This window comes from Umezawaea beigongshangensis (assembly GCF_016464305.1).
GTDB classification, from domain to species: Bacteria; Actinomycetota; Actinomycetes; order Mycobacteriales; family Pseudonocardiaceae; genus Umezawaea_A; species Umezawaea_A beigongshangensis.
Genome location: NZ_JAEIOJ010000004.1, coordinates 372,588 through 387,459, shown reverse-complemented (window position 1 = coordinate 387,459; position 14,872 = coordinate 372,588). Strand labels below are relative to the sequence as shown.

At 71.9% G+C, this 14,872-nt stretch carries 14 protein-coding genes, 1 pseudogene and 1 riboswitch; of the genes and pseudogenes, 2 read left to right on the top strand and 13 right to left on the bottom strand.

What is annotated here, in order from left to right; translation table 11 throughout:
* Positions 1–6: 6 nt before the first annotated feature.
* Both IMZ35_RS13465 and IMZ35_RS13460 read right to left on the bottom strand, forming a co-directional pair.
* The gene (locus IMZ35_RS13465; RefSeq protein WP_307868052.1) at positions 7–1,623 is read right to left on the bottom strand and encodes an ABC transporter permease; all 1,617 of its coding nucleotides are present in this window, start codon (positions 1,621–1,623) and stop codon (positions 7–9) included.
* Positions 1,599–2,645 carry a thiamine ABC transporter substrate-binding protein gene (locus tag IMZ35_RS13460; RefSeq protein WP_199441355.1) on the bottom strand — a complete coding sequence of 349 codons (1,047 nt, stop codon included), beginning with the start codon at positions 2,643–2,645 and terminating at the stop codon, positions 1,599–1,601. Before IMZ35_RS13460 ends, IMZ35_RS13465 begins: the two co-directional genes overlap by 25 nt.
* Before the next feature lie 26 nt (positions 2,646–2,671).
* Positions 2,672–2,785: riboswitch (TPP riboswitch) on the bottom strand.
* A gap of 32 nt (positions 2,786–2,817) precedes the next feature.
* Between IMZ35_RS13460 and IMZ35_RS13455 the strand changes: the two genes are divergently transcribed.
* Entirely contained in the window at positions 2,818–3,108 is a 291-nt protein-coding gene (locus tag IMZ35_RS13455; RefSeq protein ID WP_199441354.1) for a 4a-hydroxytetrahydrobiopterin dehydratase, read from the top strand.
* A gap of 3 nt (positions 3,109–3,111) precedes the next feature.
* Here the strand turns inward: IMZ35_RS13455 and IMZ35_RS30640 are convergent.
* The 9 genes and pseudogenes from IMZ35_RS30640 to IMZ35_RS13415 form a co-directional block, all read right to left on the bottom strand.
* A pseudogene (locus IMZ35_RS30640) lies at positions 3,112–3,318 on the bottom strand (EF-Tu/IF-2/RF-3 family GTPase); the annotation flags it as partial.
* Between the two features lie 190 nt (positions 3,319–3,508).
* Complete coding sequence (locus IMZ35_RS13450; RefSeq protein ID WP_199441353.1) at positions 3,509–4,456, bottom strand: hypothetical protein; 948 nt, start codon at positions 4,454–4,456, stop codon at positions 3,509–3,511.
* On the bottom strand, positions 4,453–5,052 hold the full coding sequence (locus tag IMZ35_RS13445; RefSeq protein ID WP_199441352.1) for an RNA polymerase sigma factor: 600 nt from the start codon (positions 5,050–5,052) through the stop codon (positions 4,453–4,455). Before IMZ35_RS13445 ends, IMZ35_RS13450 begins: the two co-directional genes overlap by 4 nt.
* Positions 5,053–5,087: 35 nt before the next feature.
* Complete coding sequence (locus IMZ35_RS13440; protein ID WP_307868050.1) at positions 5,088–6,344, bottom strand: mannosyltransferase; 1,257 nt, start codon at positions 6,342–6,344, stop codon at positions 5,088–5,090.
* A complete protein-coding gene (locus IMZ35_RS13435; protein ID WP_199441351.1) occupies positions 6,341–7,702 on the bottom strand; it encodes a hypothetical protein in 1,362 nt (453 codons plus the stop codon). The genes IMZ35_RS13440 and IMZ35_RS13435 overlap by 4 nt, the downstream gene beginning before the upstream one ends.
* A 375-nt stretch (positions 7,703–8,077) precedes the next feature.
* Positions 8,078–8,257: a DUF397 domain-containing protein gene (locus IMZ35_RS13430; RefSeq protein WP_307868049.1), complete on the bottom strand. Its 180-nt coding sequence runs from the start codon at positions 8,255–8,257 to the stop codon at positions 8,078–8,080.
* Positions 8,258–8,273: 16 nt separating this feature from the next.
* Positions 8,274–9,098, bottom strand: a complete 825-nt coding sequence (locus IMZ35_RS13425) for a helix-turn-helix domain-containing protein (RefSeq protein WP_199441350.1) — start codon at positions 9,096–9,098, stop codon at positions 8,274–8,276.
* 393 nt (positions 9,099–9,491) lie between these two features.
* Positions 9,492–9,878 carry a type II toxin-antitoxin system death-on-curing family toxin gene (locus IMZ35_RS13420; protein ID WP_199441349.1) on the bottom strand — a complete coding sequence of 129 codons (387 nt, stop codon included), beginning with the start codon at positions 9,876–9,878 and terminating at the stop codon, positions 9,492–9,494.
* Entirely contained in the window at positions 9,875–10,021 is a 147-nt protein-coding gene (locus IMZ35_RS13415; protein WP_199441348.1) for a hypothetical protein, read from the bottom strand. Before IMZ35_RS13415 ends, IMZ35_RS13420 begins: the two co-directional genes overlap by 4 nt.
* A 376-nt stretch (positions 10,022–10,397) precedes the next feature.
* On the opposite strand from IMZ35_RS13415, the gene IMZ35_RS13410 reads away from it, so the two are divergent.
* Positions 10,398–11,120 carry a DUF4352 domain-containing protein gene (locus IMZ35_RS13410; protein ID WP_229371895.1) on the top strand — a complete coding sequence of 241 codons (723 nt, stop codon included), beginning with the start codon at positions 10,398–10,400 and terminating at the stop codon, positions 11,118–11,120.
* 68 nt (positions 11,121–11,188) lie between these two features.
* On the opposite strand, the gene IMZ35_RS13405 is transcribed toward IMZ35_RS13410, so the two are convergent.
* Together IMZ35_RS13405 and IMZ35_RS13400 are read right to left on the bottom strand one after the other, a co-directional pair.
* A complete protein-coding gene (locus IMZ35_RS13405; RefSeq protein WP_199441346.1) occupies positions 11,189–12,643 on the bottom strand; it encodes an ABC transporter substrate-binding protein in 1,455 nt (484 codons plus the stop codon).
* A gap of 38 nt (positions 12,644–12,681) precedes the next feature.
* On the bottom strand, positions 12,682–14,559 hold the full coding sequence (locus IMZ35_RS13400) for a hypothetical protein (RefSeq protein ID WP_199441345.1): 1,878 nt from the start codon (positions 14,557–14,559) through the stop codon (positions 12,682–12,684).
* Between the last annotated feature and the right edge of the window lie 313 nt (positions 14,560–14,872).

Genomic DNA, 14,872 nt, shown 5'->3' with positions numbered 1-14,872 from the left:
ACCCCGTCAGAACTCGGTGCGGGCAGGCACCCGCAGCTTCTCGATCAGCAGCACGGCCGCGGCCGTGACGATCATCAGCAGCGCGCACGCCGCGTAGGCCATCTGGCTGTTGAGCTGTCCGGGCCGCGACATGAGCCGGGCGACGACGATCGGCAGCGTGGGCGCGTCGGGGCGCGCGAGGAAGCTCGTCGCGCCGAACTCGCCGAGCGCCACGACGTAGCCGAACCCGGCCGCGGCGACCAGCGACCGCCCGGCCAGCGGCAGGTCCACCTCGCGCCACACCCGCCACGGGCTCGCGCCGAGCGTCGCGGCGGCCTGCCGCAGCCGCTCGTCGATCGCGCGCAGCACCGGCAGCACCATCCGGACCACCAGCGGCGTGACCACCAGCGCCTGCGCCAGCGGCACGAGCGCCGGTGACGTGCGCAGGTCGCCGGGCAGCGCGTTCAGCGTGACGAGGTAGCCGAAGCCGACCGTCACGGCGGACACGCCGAGCGGCAGCATCAGCGCCGTGTCGAGCCCGTCGGCGAGCCAGCCGGGAGCGCGGCTGCGGCGCAGGCCCACGACGACCACCGCGGACAGCACGCCGAACACGCAGGCGAGCGCGGTCGCGTCGGTGGCGGTGCGCAGCGAGTTCAGCGCGGCGTCGACCCCGCTCACGGCGAGCGTGCCCCGCTCCCCCGTGCCGGTCAGCGCGCGGTACCCGTCGAGGCTCCAGCCGTCCGACGTGGACACCGAGCGGACCAGCAGACCCACCACCGGCACGAGCAGCGCGACGACGACGGCCCACGCGGCGGCCACGACGCCCCACTCGCCGCCGGTGGGCCGCCGGGTCAGCTCGGCGTGCTCGCGCAGCGCCAGCGCCGTCTCCCCGCGCCGCCGCGCGAGCGCCCCGAGCAGCAGCACCGCGAGCACTGCGGCGAACTGGAGCAGCGACAGCGCCGCCGCGCCGGACAGGTCGAACAGCTGCACCGTGCGCAGGTAGATCTCGGTCTCCAGCGTGCGGTGGCGCGAGCCGCCGAGGACGAGCACGACGCCGAAGCTGGTCGCGCAGAACAGGAACACCACCGCGGCGGCCGATCCGATCGCCGGGGCGAGCGCGGGCAGCACGACGGAGACGAACGCGCGGGGCCGCGACGCGCCGAGCGCGCGGGCCGCGTCCTCGGCACGCCGGTCGGTCTGCGCCCACAGCCCGCCGACCGTGCGGGCGACGACGGCGACGTTGAAGAACGCGTTCGCCAGCACGATCGGCGTGATCCCGCCGTCGGGCCACAGCGCGCGGAACGCCAGCCCCACCACGACCGTGGGCAGCACGAACGGCACCACCACCGCCGCGCGCACCAGCCCGGTGCCGGGCACGTCCGCGCGGGCCAGCAGGAACGCCACGGGCATCCCGGCGACCAGCGCGAGGGCCGTGGACGCGGCGGCCTGGCCGAGGGTGAACCCGACCAGCCGCCACGTCTCGCCCGAGGTCAGCGCGTCGAGCACGCCGCCCTCGCGCAGCCCCAGGCGCACGATCGCCAGCACCGGCCACGCGAAGAAGACGCCGAGGAACCCCAGCGGCAGCAGCGCCGCCAGCGCCCACCCGACGGCGGACCGGCTCAGCCCTGCACGAGGGTGCGCCACTGCTGGACCCACTGCTCCCGGTTCGCCTGCACCTGCTCGGCGGGCAGCGTCGCGGCCTGCTCGGGCAGCGGCGCTGCCCTCGTCCACGACTCGGGCAGCGCGACGCCCTCGCGCGAGGGGTAGACGTACATCTGCTCGGCCACGTCGGCCTGGAAGCTCTCCGACAGCAGGAGGTCGACGACCTGCCGCGCGTCGGCGGCGTTCTTCGCCCCGGCCAGCACGCCGGCGTACTCGACCTGGCGGTAGCAGGTGCCGAGCAGGGCCTTCGTGCGCGGCGTGCCGTCCTCGGCGAGCTCGGCGGACGGCGACGAGGCGTAGGACACGACGACCGGGCGCGGGCCCTTGCCGCTGGAGCCGGAGAAGTCCTGCGTGTAGGCCTCCTCCCAGCCGGAGACGACCTTCACGCCGTTGGCCCTCAACCGCGTCCAGTAGTCCTGCCAGCCGTTCTCGCCGAACTTCCCGATCGTGCCGAGCAGGAACGCCAGGCCGGGCGACGACGTGGCGGGGTCCTCCACGACCAGCAGGTCCTTGTACTTCGGGTCGGCCAGGTCCTCGTAACCGGCGGGCTCGGGCAGGCCGCGCTCGGCCAGGCCGGCCACGTCGACGTTCACGCACACGTCGCCGACGTCCACGGCGTGCAGCCGCGTGCCGCCGCCCACGGCGTAGCGCTGCGCGCCGGAGTTCGCCTCGGGGCTCGCGTACTCCTCGAACACGCCCTCGTCGAGGGCGCGGGAGGCGAAGGTCGAGTCGACGCCGAACGCGACGTCGCCGATCGGGTCGCCCTTCGTCAGGACGAGCTTGTTGGTCAGCTCTCCGGCGTCGCCGCTGGCCAGGAGCTTGACCGTGATGCCGGTGCGCGCGGTGAACGCGTCGAGCGTCTCCTGCTTCGCGGCGAACGAGTCGTGCGTGACGAGGGTGACCTCGCGCGCGGCGGCGTCCCCGCCGGAGCCGCCCGACCCGCCGAGCGAACAGCCGGAGAGCAGTACGAGCAGAGCGGCTGTCGCGGTGAACGTGCGTGGCATTCCTGGTCCTCCCGAACGAGGACGCGCAGGCACGACGAATCCCTCCCTGCGCCGGCATGATCCGGATCAGGTGTGGACGGTCGAGGGCTGCGCGCCCTCCTCTCAGCCCGGCGCATCACCGGACTCCCGTGGCAATCGCGCAGCCTACGCCACGCGGTGGCACGATCGGGGCATGGCCGAACTGCTGACCGACGACCAGGTGACCGCCGCACTGCACACGCTCCCCGGCTGGACGGCGCGGGACACGACGCTGGAGCGGACCGTGGAGCTGGGCAGCTTCGCGCAGGCCGTCGCGGTGGTGAACCGGGTGGCGGAGATCGCGGAGGCCGACGACCACCACCCGGACGTCGACATCCACTACCGCACGCTGGTGTTCCACCTGAGCACCCACTCGGCGGGCGGCATCACCGCCCTGGACGTCACCCTCGCCGAGAAGATCGACGCCCTGCTCGCGACGCCCTAGGGAGTCCGGGACGCCCGCGACGGCGACCAGGTCGCCCGCGTGGGCCTCCTCGGCGGGAACGCGGTCGAGCGCCTCGGTGACGAGCACCTCGGTGGTGCGCACCTTCTGCACGCCGCCGTCCTCGCGCATCCAGGCCACGGTCTCGCCCTTGCGCATCTGGCCGGAGCGGATGCGGCACAGCGCGATGCGGCCGAGGAAGCTGGACGCGTCGGGGAAGCTCCCCGACGAGGTGGAGCGGGCCCGCGCACCGTGGTCGATCACGTGGCGCGCTCCACCGGACTGCTCGACGTCGTCGCGGCCGATCCGGGCGCCGCGGACGCCCACCGGTGCGAAGGACCGCCACCTCGTCGCGCGCCGTGATCGAGACCCGGCCCCTCGCGCTCCGGCTTCGAGGACCCCTCTAGCGCCAGCGCCGAGCCGGCAGGCAGTTCCCCGGTTCCCCACCGTCCGTCCGCCCCCGGACGATCTTCCCCTCCGGGTCGACCCAGCAGTGGGCTCCCATGTCCTCGCTGGTGCCCAGCAGGGTGCCGTCCTCGTCGTAGGCCCGCACCTCACCCGTCGTGAAGTCGTCCGGGACCACTCCCGGCGGGTACGTGACCCGTACGACGTACGTGCCGTTGGCGACGGTCGCCTCCGCCGTCATGCCGTCCACGTCGTAGGTCACCCTCGCCACGTTCGGCTCGACCCGTCCGGCCGCACCGGTGGTGTGCACCGGCGCGGGGCCGAGGGGATCGAGGATGCGGCCGGGCGACGCGTCGATCGAGAAGGGGCCCGGCAGCCAGGGAACGGCGAACCCGGCCGAGAACCCGGCGTTGTACGGCATGGCCGGTTCACCGTCGACCGTGCAGCTCAGAGCCGCGTTCTCGGTGTAGACCAGCGCGAAGTGCCCGTGGGCGTCCTCCAGGTACTGGTGGAGCACCGGGGTGCCCGACAGGCCCGCGCTCCGCAGGCACCCGTTCTCGATCTCGGTGATGCGGGCCGCGTCGAGGCCGGGAAGCTCCGCGGGGCCCGCCGGGAGCGGGTCGCCGCTCACCGGCCAGGGCGCCGGGACGTGGGTCGAGGGCCTGCCCGGCACGGACTGCTGCGCGTCCGTCGACGTGGGCGGAGCTCCGGTGGTCACCACCGGCGCGGAGGTCGGCGACGGCGGTGCGGCGGTGTCCGGCCGCGGCCCGCTCCACGGCTGGAGGACCGCCACGACCGCCACCACGGAGGCCGTCGCCACACCTGCGGTGAGCAGCGGCGCGTACCGGAACGACCGGCTGGAGCCCGCGGCGCGTTCGATCTCGGCCCGGATCTCGGCCCGCCGGTGCGGCGGCAGGTCGCGGGCGGGGGGCGGAGCGCTGTTCATCGGTCCTCCACGGTGGTCGCGGCGAGTGGGACGACCTGTTCCGGCTCGGCGAACATCCGGGTCAGCCGGGCCTTCGCCCTGCTGACCCGAGCGCGCACGCTGCTCTCGGTGATGCCCAGCACGGCGGCGGCGTCCCGGTAGGACACCCCCGACCACACGCACATCGCCAGCGCCTCGCGCTCGCTGCGCGGCAGCCGGTTCACCGCCGCCAGGAGCGCCGTCATCCGCCGCTGGTCGTCCACCCGGTCGGCCACGTGGTCCGCGTGGTCGGGCACCGCCGCCTCCGCCGGCGCGCGCTGGAACAGCCGCAGCCGCCGCGCCACCGTGCGCCGGTCGGAGCGCACGACGTTCGTGGCCACGGCCAGCAGCCACGGCAGCGCCGAGTCGTGCTCCAGCCGCAGCCGGTCGCGCTTGCGCCACGCCGTGAGGAACGTGTTCTGGAGGTGGTCCTCGGCCGAGGCCCAGGAGGCGGTGAGCCGGAAGCAGTGGTTGTAGACCGCCTTGGCGTGCCGGTCGAACAGCACGCCGAAGGCGTGTCCGCTCCCGGCCGCGGCCTGAGACCACAGTGCGCGGTCGTCCACCTCTTCGGTCGTCATGACCTCTTGTGTCCGCCGGGCGGACCCGTGTTGCCTCAGGAGTTCTGGAGGACCTCGGGCTCGCGGACGCGGCTGCGCAGGCTCACCGCGACGGCGATCAGGGTCAGCAGACCGCACAGCGGGTAGACCCAGCCCAGCGCCGACAGGTACCAGGCGCGGTCGATCTTCCAGATGTCGCCCTGCTGGGCGAGGATCAGGAACGAGATCACGTAGCTGCCGACCGCGAGCACCCAGACGACCGCCGCGGCGACCACGACCCGCTGTCCGCGCGCCCGCCCGTACAGCAGCCACAGCAGCGCGGGCACCGCCCACACCCAGTGGTGGCTCCACGAGATCGGCGACAGCAGCAGCCCGTAGACCTGCACGGACACCAGTGCCGCGAGCCGGTCCTCCGCGCGCACCGCCTCCCGCGCGGCCCACAGGAACAGGGCGGTCGCGACGGCGGCGGCGGCCAGGAAGATCGGGCCGGTCTCCACGTCGAAGTGCACCGTGCGGGTCAGCGAGCCGCGCAGCGACTGGTTGATCGCCGAGCCGACGGGGCCGATGCGGTCGGCGTCGCCGAGCAGCTCGAACCAGTAGCGGAACGACTCGGTCGGCGCGATCAGCCACGCGAGCGCGACCGTGAGCAGGAATCCGGCGAACGACCACGCGGCGGCGGCGAACCGGCGCTGGAGCAGGAAGTACACCCCGGAGATGGCCGGGGTGAGCTTCACGCCCGCTCCCGCGCCGACGCCGAGCCCGGCGAGCCAGGAGCGGCTGCTCGCCATCGCGGTCAGCAGCACGGCGATCAGCACCAGGTTGATCTGCCCGTAGTTCAGGGTGGTGCGGACCGGCTCGATCCACAGCGTCAGCGCCGTCCAGAACATCGCCCGGCGACGCCACACCTCGGCGGTGTCGCCGTCGACCCCGGCGTCCCCCTCGGCTCCGGTGTCCTGCCGGACCAGCCGCAGCGACACCCGCACGATCCAGAACAGGCACGCCACGCTCAGCGCCTGCCACAGCCACCGGGCGACGATCCACGGCAGCACCGACAGCGGCAGGAACACCAGCGCCGCGAACGGCGGGTAGGTGAACGGCAGCGGGAAGTCCGGCGTGAACTCCGCGTAGGTGAAGTCGTACAGGTCGCCCCGGAGCAGGTGCGGCGCCCCGTAGACGTAGACCCGCAGGTCGACGACGCTCTGCACGTCGTCCAGCGCCGTCAGCAGGAAGTGCCCCACCAGCGACAGCGCCAGCAGCCACGGCGCGAACGCGAGCACCCTCGACTCGACGGCCCCGATCCCCACAGCCCTCACCGATCACTCCCGACGTCCGCTTCGGCCCGGTCGTCCGTCCGCGCGCGTCGCAGGGCGTACCCGGCGACGACGAACGCGGCGGCGAGCCACCACTGGTTCATGAAGGTCTGCTTGTTGAGCAGGGAGAACACCGACAGCAGCACGCCCGACGCGACCAGGAAGCCGCCCGGCGTGCGGGGCACGCGCCGCAGCAGCAGCACGACGGTCGCCGCGAAGCCCAGCAGCAGCACCGGCATCCGCACCGGCTCGGGCAGCACCTGCCACACCGACAGCGACTTCGGCGGCTCCGGCTGGTCGAGGAAGAAGTCCACCGAGCAGAGCCGGAAGCGAGCCGGGTCGGCCAGCAGCCACGGCAGCGACACCGCCGCGGCGACTCCACCGGTCGCGAGGAGCCGCTTCCACCCGAAGCGCGGCCAGAACAGCAGCAGCGGCAGCAGGACCACGAGGTGCTGCTTGGTCGCGAGCGCGAGGCCGAGCGGCAGCACCGCCCAGTCCGCCCGGTCCCGCGCGAGGAGCACGGCTCCGGCGACCATCCCCAGCAGCAGCATCGGCTCGGTCCACGCCTGCTGCACGATCAGCAGCGCGCCAGGCACGACCGCCGTGAGCACGGCCAGCGCGACGCCCCTCCGGTCCCGCCACGCCGAGCGCTGCCCGACGTGCCACACCAGCAGCGCGGGCGCGGCCAGCAGGTACAGCGCCTCGGCCCAGCGCACGTCGCCGAGCGCCCACTCCCCCGGCGCGGTCGACAGGAACGTCACCGGCCAGTAGTTGAAGCACCAGTCCATCTGCCCGGCGGGAACGCCGGGGAAGCTCATCGTGTAGGGGTTCCGGCCGTCGAGCAGCCCGCGCGCGGAGTCCTGGAGGATCACCCACACGTCGATCAGCGGACGGCTGCCGGTGATCATCGCGCCGAACGCGCTGGCCGAGATCGCCAGCACGCCGACCGCGCTCGCCCTCGGCGAGATCCGCGACGGCAGCAGCACGGCGGCCACCGCGAGCGCCGCGGCACCCGCGAGCACCATCGACGGCACGAGTCCGCCGACCCCGGCGTCCAGGTTGTGCCGGTTCGGAGGGGAGATCAGCAGCGGCAGCGGCGTGCTGGCGATCGCGACGAGCAGCACGGTCCGCGACGGCGCCCCGTGCGCGGCGCCGTTGCCGATCGCGACGACGAGCAGCAGCACCGCGACGCACAGCCCGGCGACGTTCCAGCCGTTGTAGATGGCGTGCACGGCGGGTGTCCACGCGCCGAGCCACGTCGCGAAGACCGCGAGGGAGGCGGCCGCGTCCTCCCGTCCGCCGCGGGGGAGGACGGGTTCACCGAGCAGCCGCTCGGCCAGCCCCTTCACGCCCCGCTGCACGTCGGCGATCCTATCGACCGGCCTCGAAGATCCACTCCACGTACCGGAGTGCGTCTCACGTCACGTCCGGAAGTGTGAAGTGTGCGACTCCGGCAGCACGAAGTGGGTACCCGTACGTCTTGAGAGGTGAGAAGTCTATGCAAGGGGAATCATGAAGGCCGTTCTTGCCGCAGTAGCAACTCTGTTCGTGCTCGTACTGGCGGTTCTCGCCATGCCTGCCGCCGATGGCGACCTCGCGTTCGCCGGTGTCTCGGCCGTGGCGATGCTGGCGGTGGCCGGAGGCGTCTTCGCCCTGGCCGCGCACAGCCGCAACCAGGTTCACTGACGACGCGCCGGGCCCGCCGCGGATCACCTCTCCGCCGCGGGCCCGTGTCGTCAGTGCTTGATCTTCCCCAGGAACTCGGCCCACGCCCGCGCCTGGAACCGCAGGTGCGGCCCGGTGACGTTCTTGGAGTCCCGCACCCCGGCGACCGTGCCCGTGAGCGCCACCTCGACGCAGTTGCCGCCACCTTCGGCGCTGTGACTGCTCGTCCGCCACGTGATGTCGTGGTCCACGGTCCACCTCGCGTTCTCAGTCACGGACGAGCCCGCGCAGGAGTTCCAGGGACTCGTGTTCGTCCAGTGCGACTCTAGCGATCCGGTCGAAGCGCTGAGTCAGCTCTTTCACCTTGGCGGGCTTGGACAACTGGAGGTTCCCCGCCGGGTGGTCGACGTAGGCGAGATCGTCGATCGTGTCCGGGGGGAAGGACAGCAGGCTGAAGGCACCCCTCAGTCCACGGCTCGCTCCGACCGCGACCGGCAGGACCTGCAACCTCACGTCCGGCAACTGCGCCATCTCCACGAGGTGCCGCACCTGCTCGGTCAGCACCCTCCGCCCTCCGACCGGGCGTGTCAGGACCGTCTCGTCGACCACCGCGTGCAGGTCGATCGGCCGATCACCCGTGAGCCGGGCCGCGCGTTCCATCCGGATGCGCAGGTACCGCTCCCGCTCAGCGGGCGGATCGAGGGTGAACAACGCCCTCGCGTAGTCCTCGACCTGGAGCAGTCCCGGAATCAGGGCCAGTTCGAAGTTGCGCGCCGCCACCGCTTCCGTCTCCAGGGCGACGTAGCTGTCGGCGGCGATGCCCTGCACGGTCCACCAGGTGTTGCGGTACGCCTCGCGCGCCAGTGCCATGACGTCCTCGACCGTCTCGAAGGGCACGCCGAAGAGGTCCAGAGCGCCGCGCACGACCAGCGGGTGCACCCGCGCCCGTCCGCACTCGATGCGGTTGAGGGTGCTGGCCGACACGTCCAGGTCCGGCCCCACCTGGTCGATGCTCAACGACGCCCGCTTGCGCAGCTCGCGCAGCACACGGCCGAGTTGCAGCCTGCGTATCGCCGGGATGCTGTACTCCACGCCGACGACCATGACAGCAGGACCCGCGCTCCGGGATTCCCCTGCGCTCGCGCGTCCCGGTGAATTCCTCCACTCTTTGACCGATGGTCAAAATACAACACCCTCCACCTCCTCGGAGCAATTCTCCGTTCGGAGCCGGAAAACACCACGACACCTGGTCGATCAGCGGACAGATGAATCTTCACGGATCGGCGAGAAAAATCGGTGCCCGAACGGCACTCCCGGGCGTCCACAACCCCGGCGACGTTGCCATCAGTCTGAGCGAAGCCCTGAAAGACGGCCTCCCGCCCGGCCGCGAAGATCTGTGACGCGGTGCCACGAGCTACCGCGGGTCGCTGTCGGTCCGGCCTGCGAGAACTCCCACCCGCCCACCAGAAGCCGATGCAGCGGAGGTCACGCGGATCGTGCGGCGGCGCGAGTCCACTCGGCGAGGCGCTCGGCGACCTCGGCACAGCCGATCGCGCCGGTCGACACGGCGATCACCAGGTCGTACGCGTCGTCCTCCGGCGCGTCGAGGTCGATTCCGTTCAGACCGCAGAAGACGAAGGCCGCCATCCACGACAACCGCTTGTTGCCGTCGATCAGCGGATGGTTGCGGGCCACCGACTCCATCAGGGCGGCGGCCTTCTCGTGCACGGTCGGGTAGGCGTCTTGTCCCATGATCGAGGACTGCGGCCGGTGCGCCGCCGAGTCCAGCAGGCCGAGGTCGCGAACCCGCGGCACGTCCAGGTCCTCGGTCAGGAGGAGCAGGTCCTCCAGGGCGAGGTGGTCGACGGTCACCGCGAGAGCCGATCGAGCAGTGCCGCGTACCGCGTGCGGCCGTCGAGCGAGAGCGCGCGGATCAACTCCTCGCGCTCGCGGCGCTCGGCCGCCGATCGCGTCTCACCGACGCCGTCCTGCGCGGGTCGCGGTGTCATGTCCACGCGACGACGTTAACACCGCCGACTCGCCGATCTCACCCGACAAGAGCGCCGCGAGGTCAGAACCGTTCGGTCCCGGCGCGGGCGCTCGCGTCCCGGCCCACCCGGCGTCGAGCAGGCCGAGCACGACAGCGAGATCGAGCCCCGAGGTTCTCACGTCCTCGCGCGGCCCGGTGAATTCCTCCCCACTTTGACTGCTGGTCAAAGATTTACGATCCAGATCGCCAGAATGATTCGACCGACGACTCCGCATCGACATCGACGGGGAGTCACGGAGTGCGCTAAATCCGCACACCTGAATTTTTTTCAACTCCAGGACGAGCGCCTTCCGCAATGATCGGCAAAGGAACACCCGTCGACTGATCATATTTTTTGGGTGATGCACATCACACGATCCGGCGGTACGCTGACGGCCCGTACTTGTCCCGCACATCCAGGTTGGGTGAGTCTCATGTCTCAGCCACAGAGTTCACAACCCGTGTTCAACAATCCGCGCGAAGCCAGGGCTCACGCTCGGGCCGACAAGGCGTATCGCAAGGCTCAGCGGCCCTGGTACAAGAAGAAGCGCTTCATCCTCGCAGCACTGGTCCTCGTCGTGGCGGGGATCGTCGTCGTGAACACGAGCGGCGGTGACAGCGGACCGACCGTGACGTCTCCGGGCGGTGCCGGTTCCGCGGCACAGGAAGCGAACGCGCAGCCCGCGTTCCCCGGCGCGACGAAGAACGACGTAGTAGCTCGGGCCGGCGACACCGTGGACGCCGACGGCTTGAAGACGACGACGACACCGCTCGCTCCGGGGGACAGCACCCTCGGCAACACCCTCTGCACGACGGTCACCCACGACAACCAGTCCGACGAGCCCAGCACGTTCAGCGGCGGGCTCGACTGGAAGTTGCAGAGTCCGAACGGCGCGATCCTCTCGAGCACGTTCACCGGAAGCGACAACCTCTTGCAGTCGGGGCAGTTGGCACCGGGAGGGACCATGACCGCCGACGTCTGCTTCGACGCTCCGCAGGGAAGTCCTTCCGGTCAGCACGTGGTGCTGCTCGACCCGTCCTTCCGATTCAGCTCCGACCGGATCGCGTGGCTGAACACGCTCTGACCGAATCGCTCCACCGCAGCGGTTCTCCGTCTCGTCGACGGAATCACCACCGGCCGCGGAGAGGCCGATCAGCGCGACTCCAGGTGGAGGAACTCCGTTGTCCCGTCCTCGCGAAGCCTGAGCACGGGAACGACCTTCCTCTCGACCGTGCCGCTGTTGTCGTAGGACAGCATTCCGCTGGACCCCACCACGGCGTTCTCGCCGTTCAGCGCGTTGAAGGTCTGCAACAGCTCGGTCGGCTTCACCCTGCGCGCCGAGCTGCCCGAGGTCTTCTGGAGCGCGGTGGTCACGGTGAGCACGGCGTCGTGGGCCATGATCGCGGCGCCGTCGTCGAGCGACTCCTCGGGGAACACGCACCGGAAGCACACCGTGGACTCCCCGACGCCGACGAAGCGGCTGATGGCGGAGTCGGCGAAGGCCCGTTCCGCCGAGGGGCGTGCCGCGTCCGCCGCCCACGCGCCGGGATGGGCCAGGTCGGTGTAGATGACGGTCACGCCCGACGCCAGCCCCGCGCGCACCTCCTCGGTGTGGAACAGCGTGGCGGCCACGTCGTCGGCGGTCACGATGGAGACGGCTCGGTCCTGGCACACGCGCGAGCCGAGCTGGCCGATGAACAGCGCGAGGTCCTGACCGCGTCCCGCGAAGTACACGACGTCGGCGTCCGTCGCGCAGATGTTGGGCAGCATCAGGGCGAACGCGCTGTTCACCCCGTCCAGGCTCGAGTCGTACTGCTGCTCGTGCGACAGCACGCGGTGCGCGTCGTCGTCGAACTGCGCCCGGAACGCGTCGGCCAGCGTCCTCGGGTAGAGGTCGTCGGTGTCGGTGTCGACGACGAGCAGCGCGGTGCTCGCTCCGGTCGCCTTGACGTAGCTGGCCGCCGCCGCCGCTTGGCGGCGGTTGGTGGGCGCGGGCCGCAGCAGGCCGGGAATCCGGTCGAGGTCGTCGGCCGTGATGGTGGAGCCCACCATCGGGATGCGCAGCTCGGACAGCCGCCGCATCGCCGCGCGCGCGTTGTCCAGGCTGAGCCCGATGCCGGTGACCGCCACCAGGTGGTCGGGGCCGTCGCGCCTGCGGTCCAGCTCCTCCACCACCCGCTCCCAGTGCTCCACGCGGCCTCCGGGGTTGGCCAGCAGCAACCGGACGCGGGGACGGCTGTTGCGGTTGTGGTCGGCCTGCGCCTGGTACGCGCCCTGCAACTGGTGCCGCACCCACTCGATCGGCACCAGGCCGTCGGCCGCCGGTGTCATCGGCAGGAACACCGCGACGCTCACGTGCTGGTCGTCGCTCTCCGCCTCGGCGTTGGCGCGGGCGATCCGCCCGACGACGTCGGCCAGCTCCGACCGGTCGAAGTCGGAGAGGGCGGCGGTCACTCCGACGCACTGCCCGTCCTCCTCGCGCACGTCCGCCTGCCCGTCGCAGCGGTCGGTGCGGTCGGCCGCGACGAGCGCGCCGGCGGCGACCACACCGACCACTGCGATCGTCAGCGCGACTCGCAGCACCAGCCGCAGGCGTGACCGCGGCACCGGAACACCGTCGTCCACCCGTCGTCCGCGCTTCCACCTCATGTCCCGTAGGTCTCCGCCCTGTCGTGGAGCAGGATCGAACCCTGGCCGCGCACCCTGGCCAGTTCCCGGTAGCTGCTCCTGATCCGGCCAGCCAGCACCCCGGCCGGGTCGCCGAGCGGATCGCCGGTCACCCACAGCGCCGCGACGAGCCGGGGGAGCGCGTGCCCGAAGCGCCCCGCCGGGGGCACGTGCTCGATCAGGTCCTCGACCACTTCGAGCGGGTCCTGGTCGGCCGTCGACCGGTGGGGGGCCGAGGTGATCAGGTCCAGGTCGCGCAGCCACGCCTCCGCCGCGTCCTGGTCGAACACGGCGTCCGGCGACCCGAACGGCTTCGCCAGGTGGACGACGACCGCGCCGACGTCCCCCAGCGCCAGGTCGTGGTAGCGCGCCTCGGCCCGCCGGTCCAGGGCGAGGTAGTGGTCCCGGCACCTGGTGTGCACGGCGCTCCACCCGTCCTGACCGGTGTCGTCGCGCCGTGCGAGCCGGTGCAGCAGGAGCGTGCGCAGCCAGCGGTCGAGCACGACGCGCGGCTCGCCGCCCTCCTCCTCCTCCTGGACCAGCAGCAGGTTGTTGACCAGCGCGTTGTAGAGGGCGCCGCCACCGTCCGGTTGCCCGCACAGCAGAACGCCCTCGTCGGCGACGAACTCGATGTCGCGCAACGCGCTCGCGGTCACCAGGTCGGCCAGCAGGCCGTTGTCGGCGAAGTCCCGCAGCAGGTGGTCCACCGCGTGATCGGCGAACGTCTCGTCCCGCTCCGGGTCCGGCCGCACGGACAGCAGCCCGCCCAGCCGTTCGGGCGCGTCGTGCCGGGCCAGCAGGTCGCGCAGCCCGGCCAGGGCCCACGGGTGGCCGCCGGTGAGCCGGTGCGGGAAGTCGCGGCGCACCGGCGGACCCGTCCCGTTCAGGACGGTGGCGCAGTCGTCGGGGGCCAGGTGCCCGATCCTCGTCAGGTACCAGCGGCCCCGCCCGGCGAGCGTCCCGCACTCCTCGGCGGCGCGGGCGGCGGTGCGGGGCAGCGGCCGAGCCGTGCTCGTCGTTCCCGGACGCTGCCAGTCGGCGCTCCAGTCGGAGTTCCACGTCCGGCTGGTCGCCAGCACCACGACGGGGTCGTACGCGGTCCCGGCGCGCTCCCGCGCGGCGAGCAGTCCCGCCAGGAAGGCCCGGCCGTCGGCGGTGTGGGCGTTGTCCAGCAGCACGACGCAGTTGGCCGTGCGGCGGTCGCGGTCGAGCAGGCCCGTGTACGCCGCGCGCAGGTCGCTGAGGAAGGCGTCGAAGAACATCTCGTCCACGACCCGGCGGTCGGCCGCCGAGCCCCTGTCCTTCGCGTTGAGGTCCACCAGCAGGTCGCGCGGGTCGTCCGCCGCGCCGCGCGAGACGTTCCGGATGGTGCGCAGCGCGTTCCTGCGCGCGATCCTCCCCAGACCGGTCAGCAGCACGTCCGCCGCGACGAGCGCCCACCCCGGCAGGACACCCGACTCCCCCGCCAGCCGTGCCACGTCCAGCACCGTGTCCCGGCGACGGCCCACGACCCCGTCCTGCTTCATCAGCTGATCGAGCTGGAGCAGCGCCTTCGACCGGTCCCGCAGATCCAGGTCACCCGTCACCACGAGCGCGCACAGCAGCAGACGGGGGAAGGGAATTCTGCCGAATTGCGGACATCGCCGGTTCAACTGGAACGCCAGCTCGCCGAGCAGCACGCTCGGGCGCACGTCGTGGTTTTCCTCGACGTCGACGAACGCGTGCGGAACGCGAGTGCGACACCGCTGCTCCACAGCGCGCAGCAGCGCGGTCCTGCCCGCACCTCGCGAGCCGATGACCTGCACGATCGGCAGCTGACGGCTCGCGCCACCCGGTCGGCGGATCAGCTCGTCCACCAGCGTGTCGGTAATTCCCCTCACACCGTGGAGTTCGACTTCTCCACCGGGCATGACGCCCCCGTGCTCTCTCCCGAGACCCAGAATTCGTTTCCGGACATCGTGCACGAAGACGACCCGCGCGTGAAGCGCGGCAGAACCATTTCATCCTTTTTCAGCACGACTGCGACAACGGGGGGAACCGCCGATGCGCAGGGTGGCCTGCGGGGGTCTGCTCCCCGCGGAACGCCACTCGAACAGCGCAAGAACTGCCACGAACGTGTCAGTCGGCGCTGGACCGGTTCCGCCGTGCGACACCAGATCGGGCGTCGCA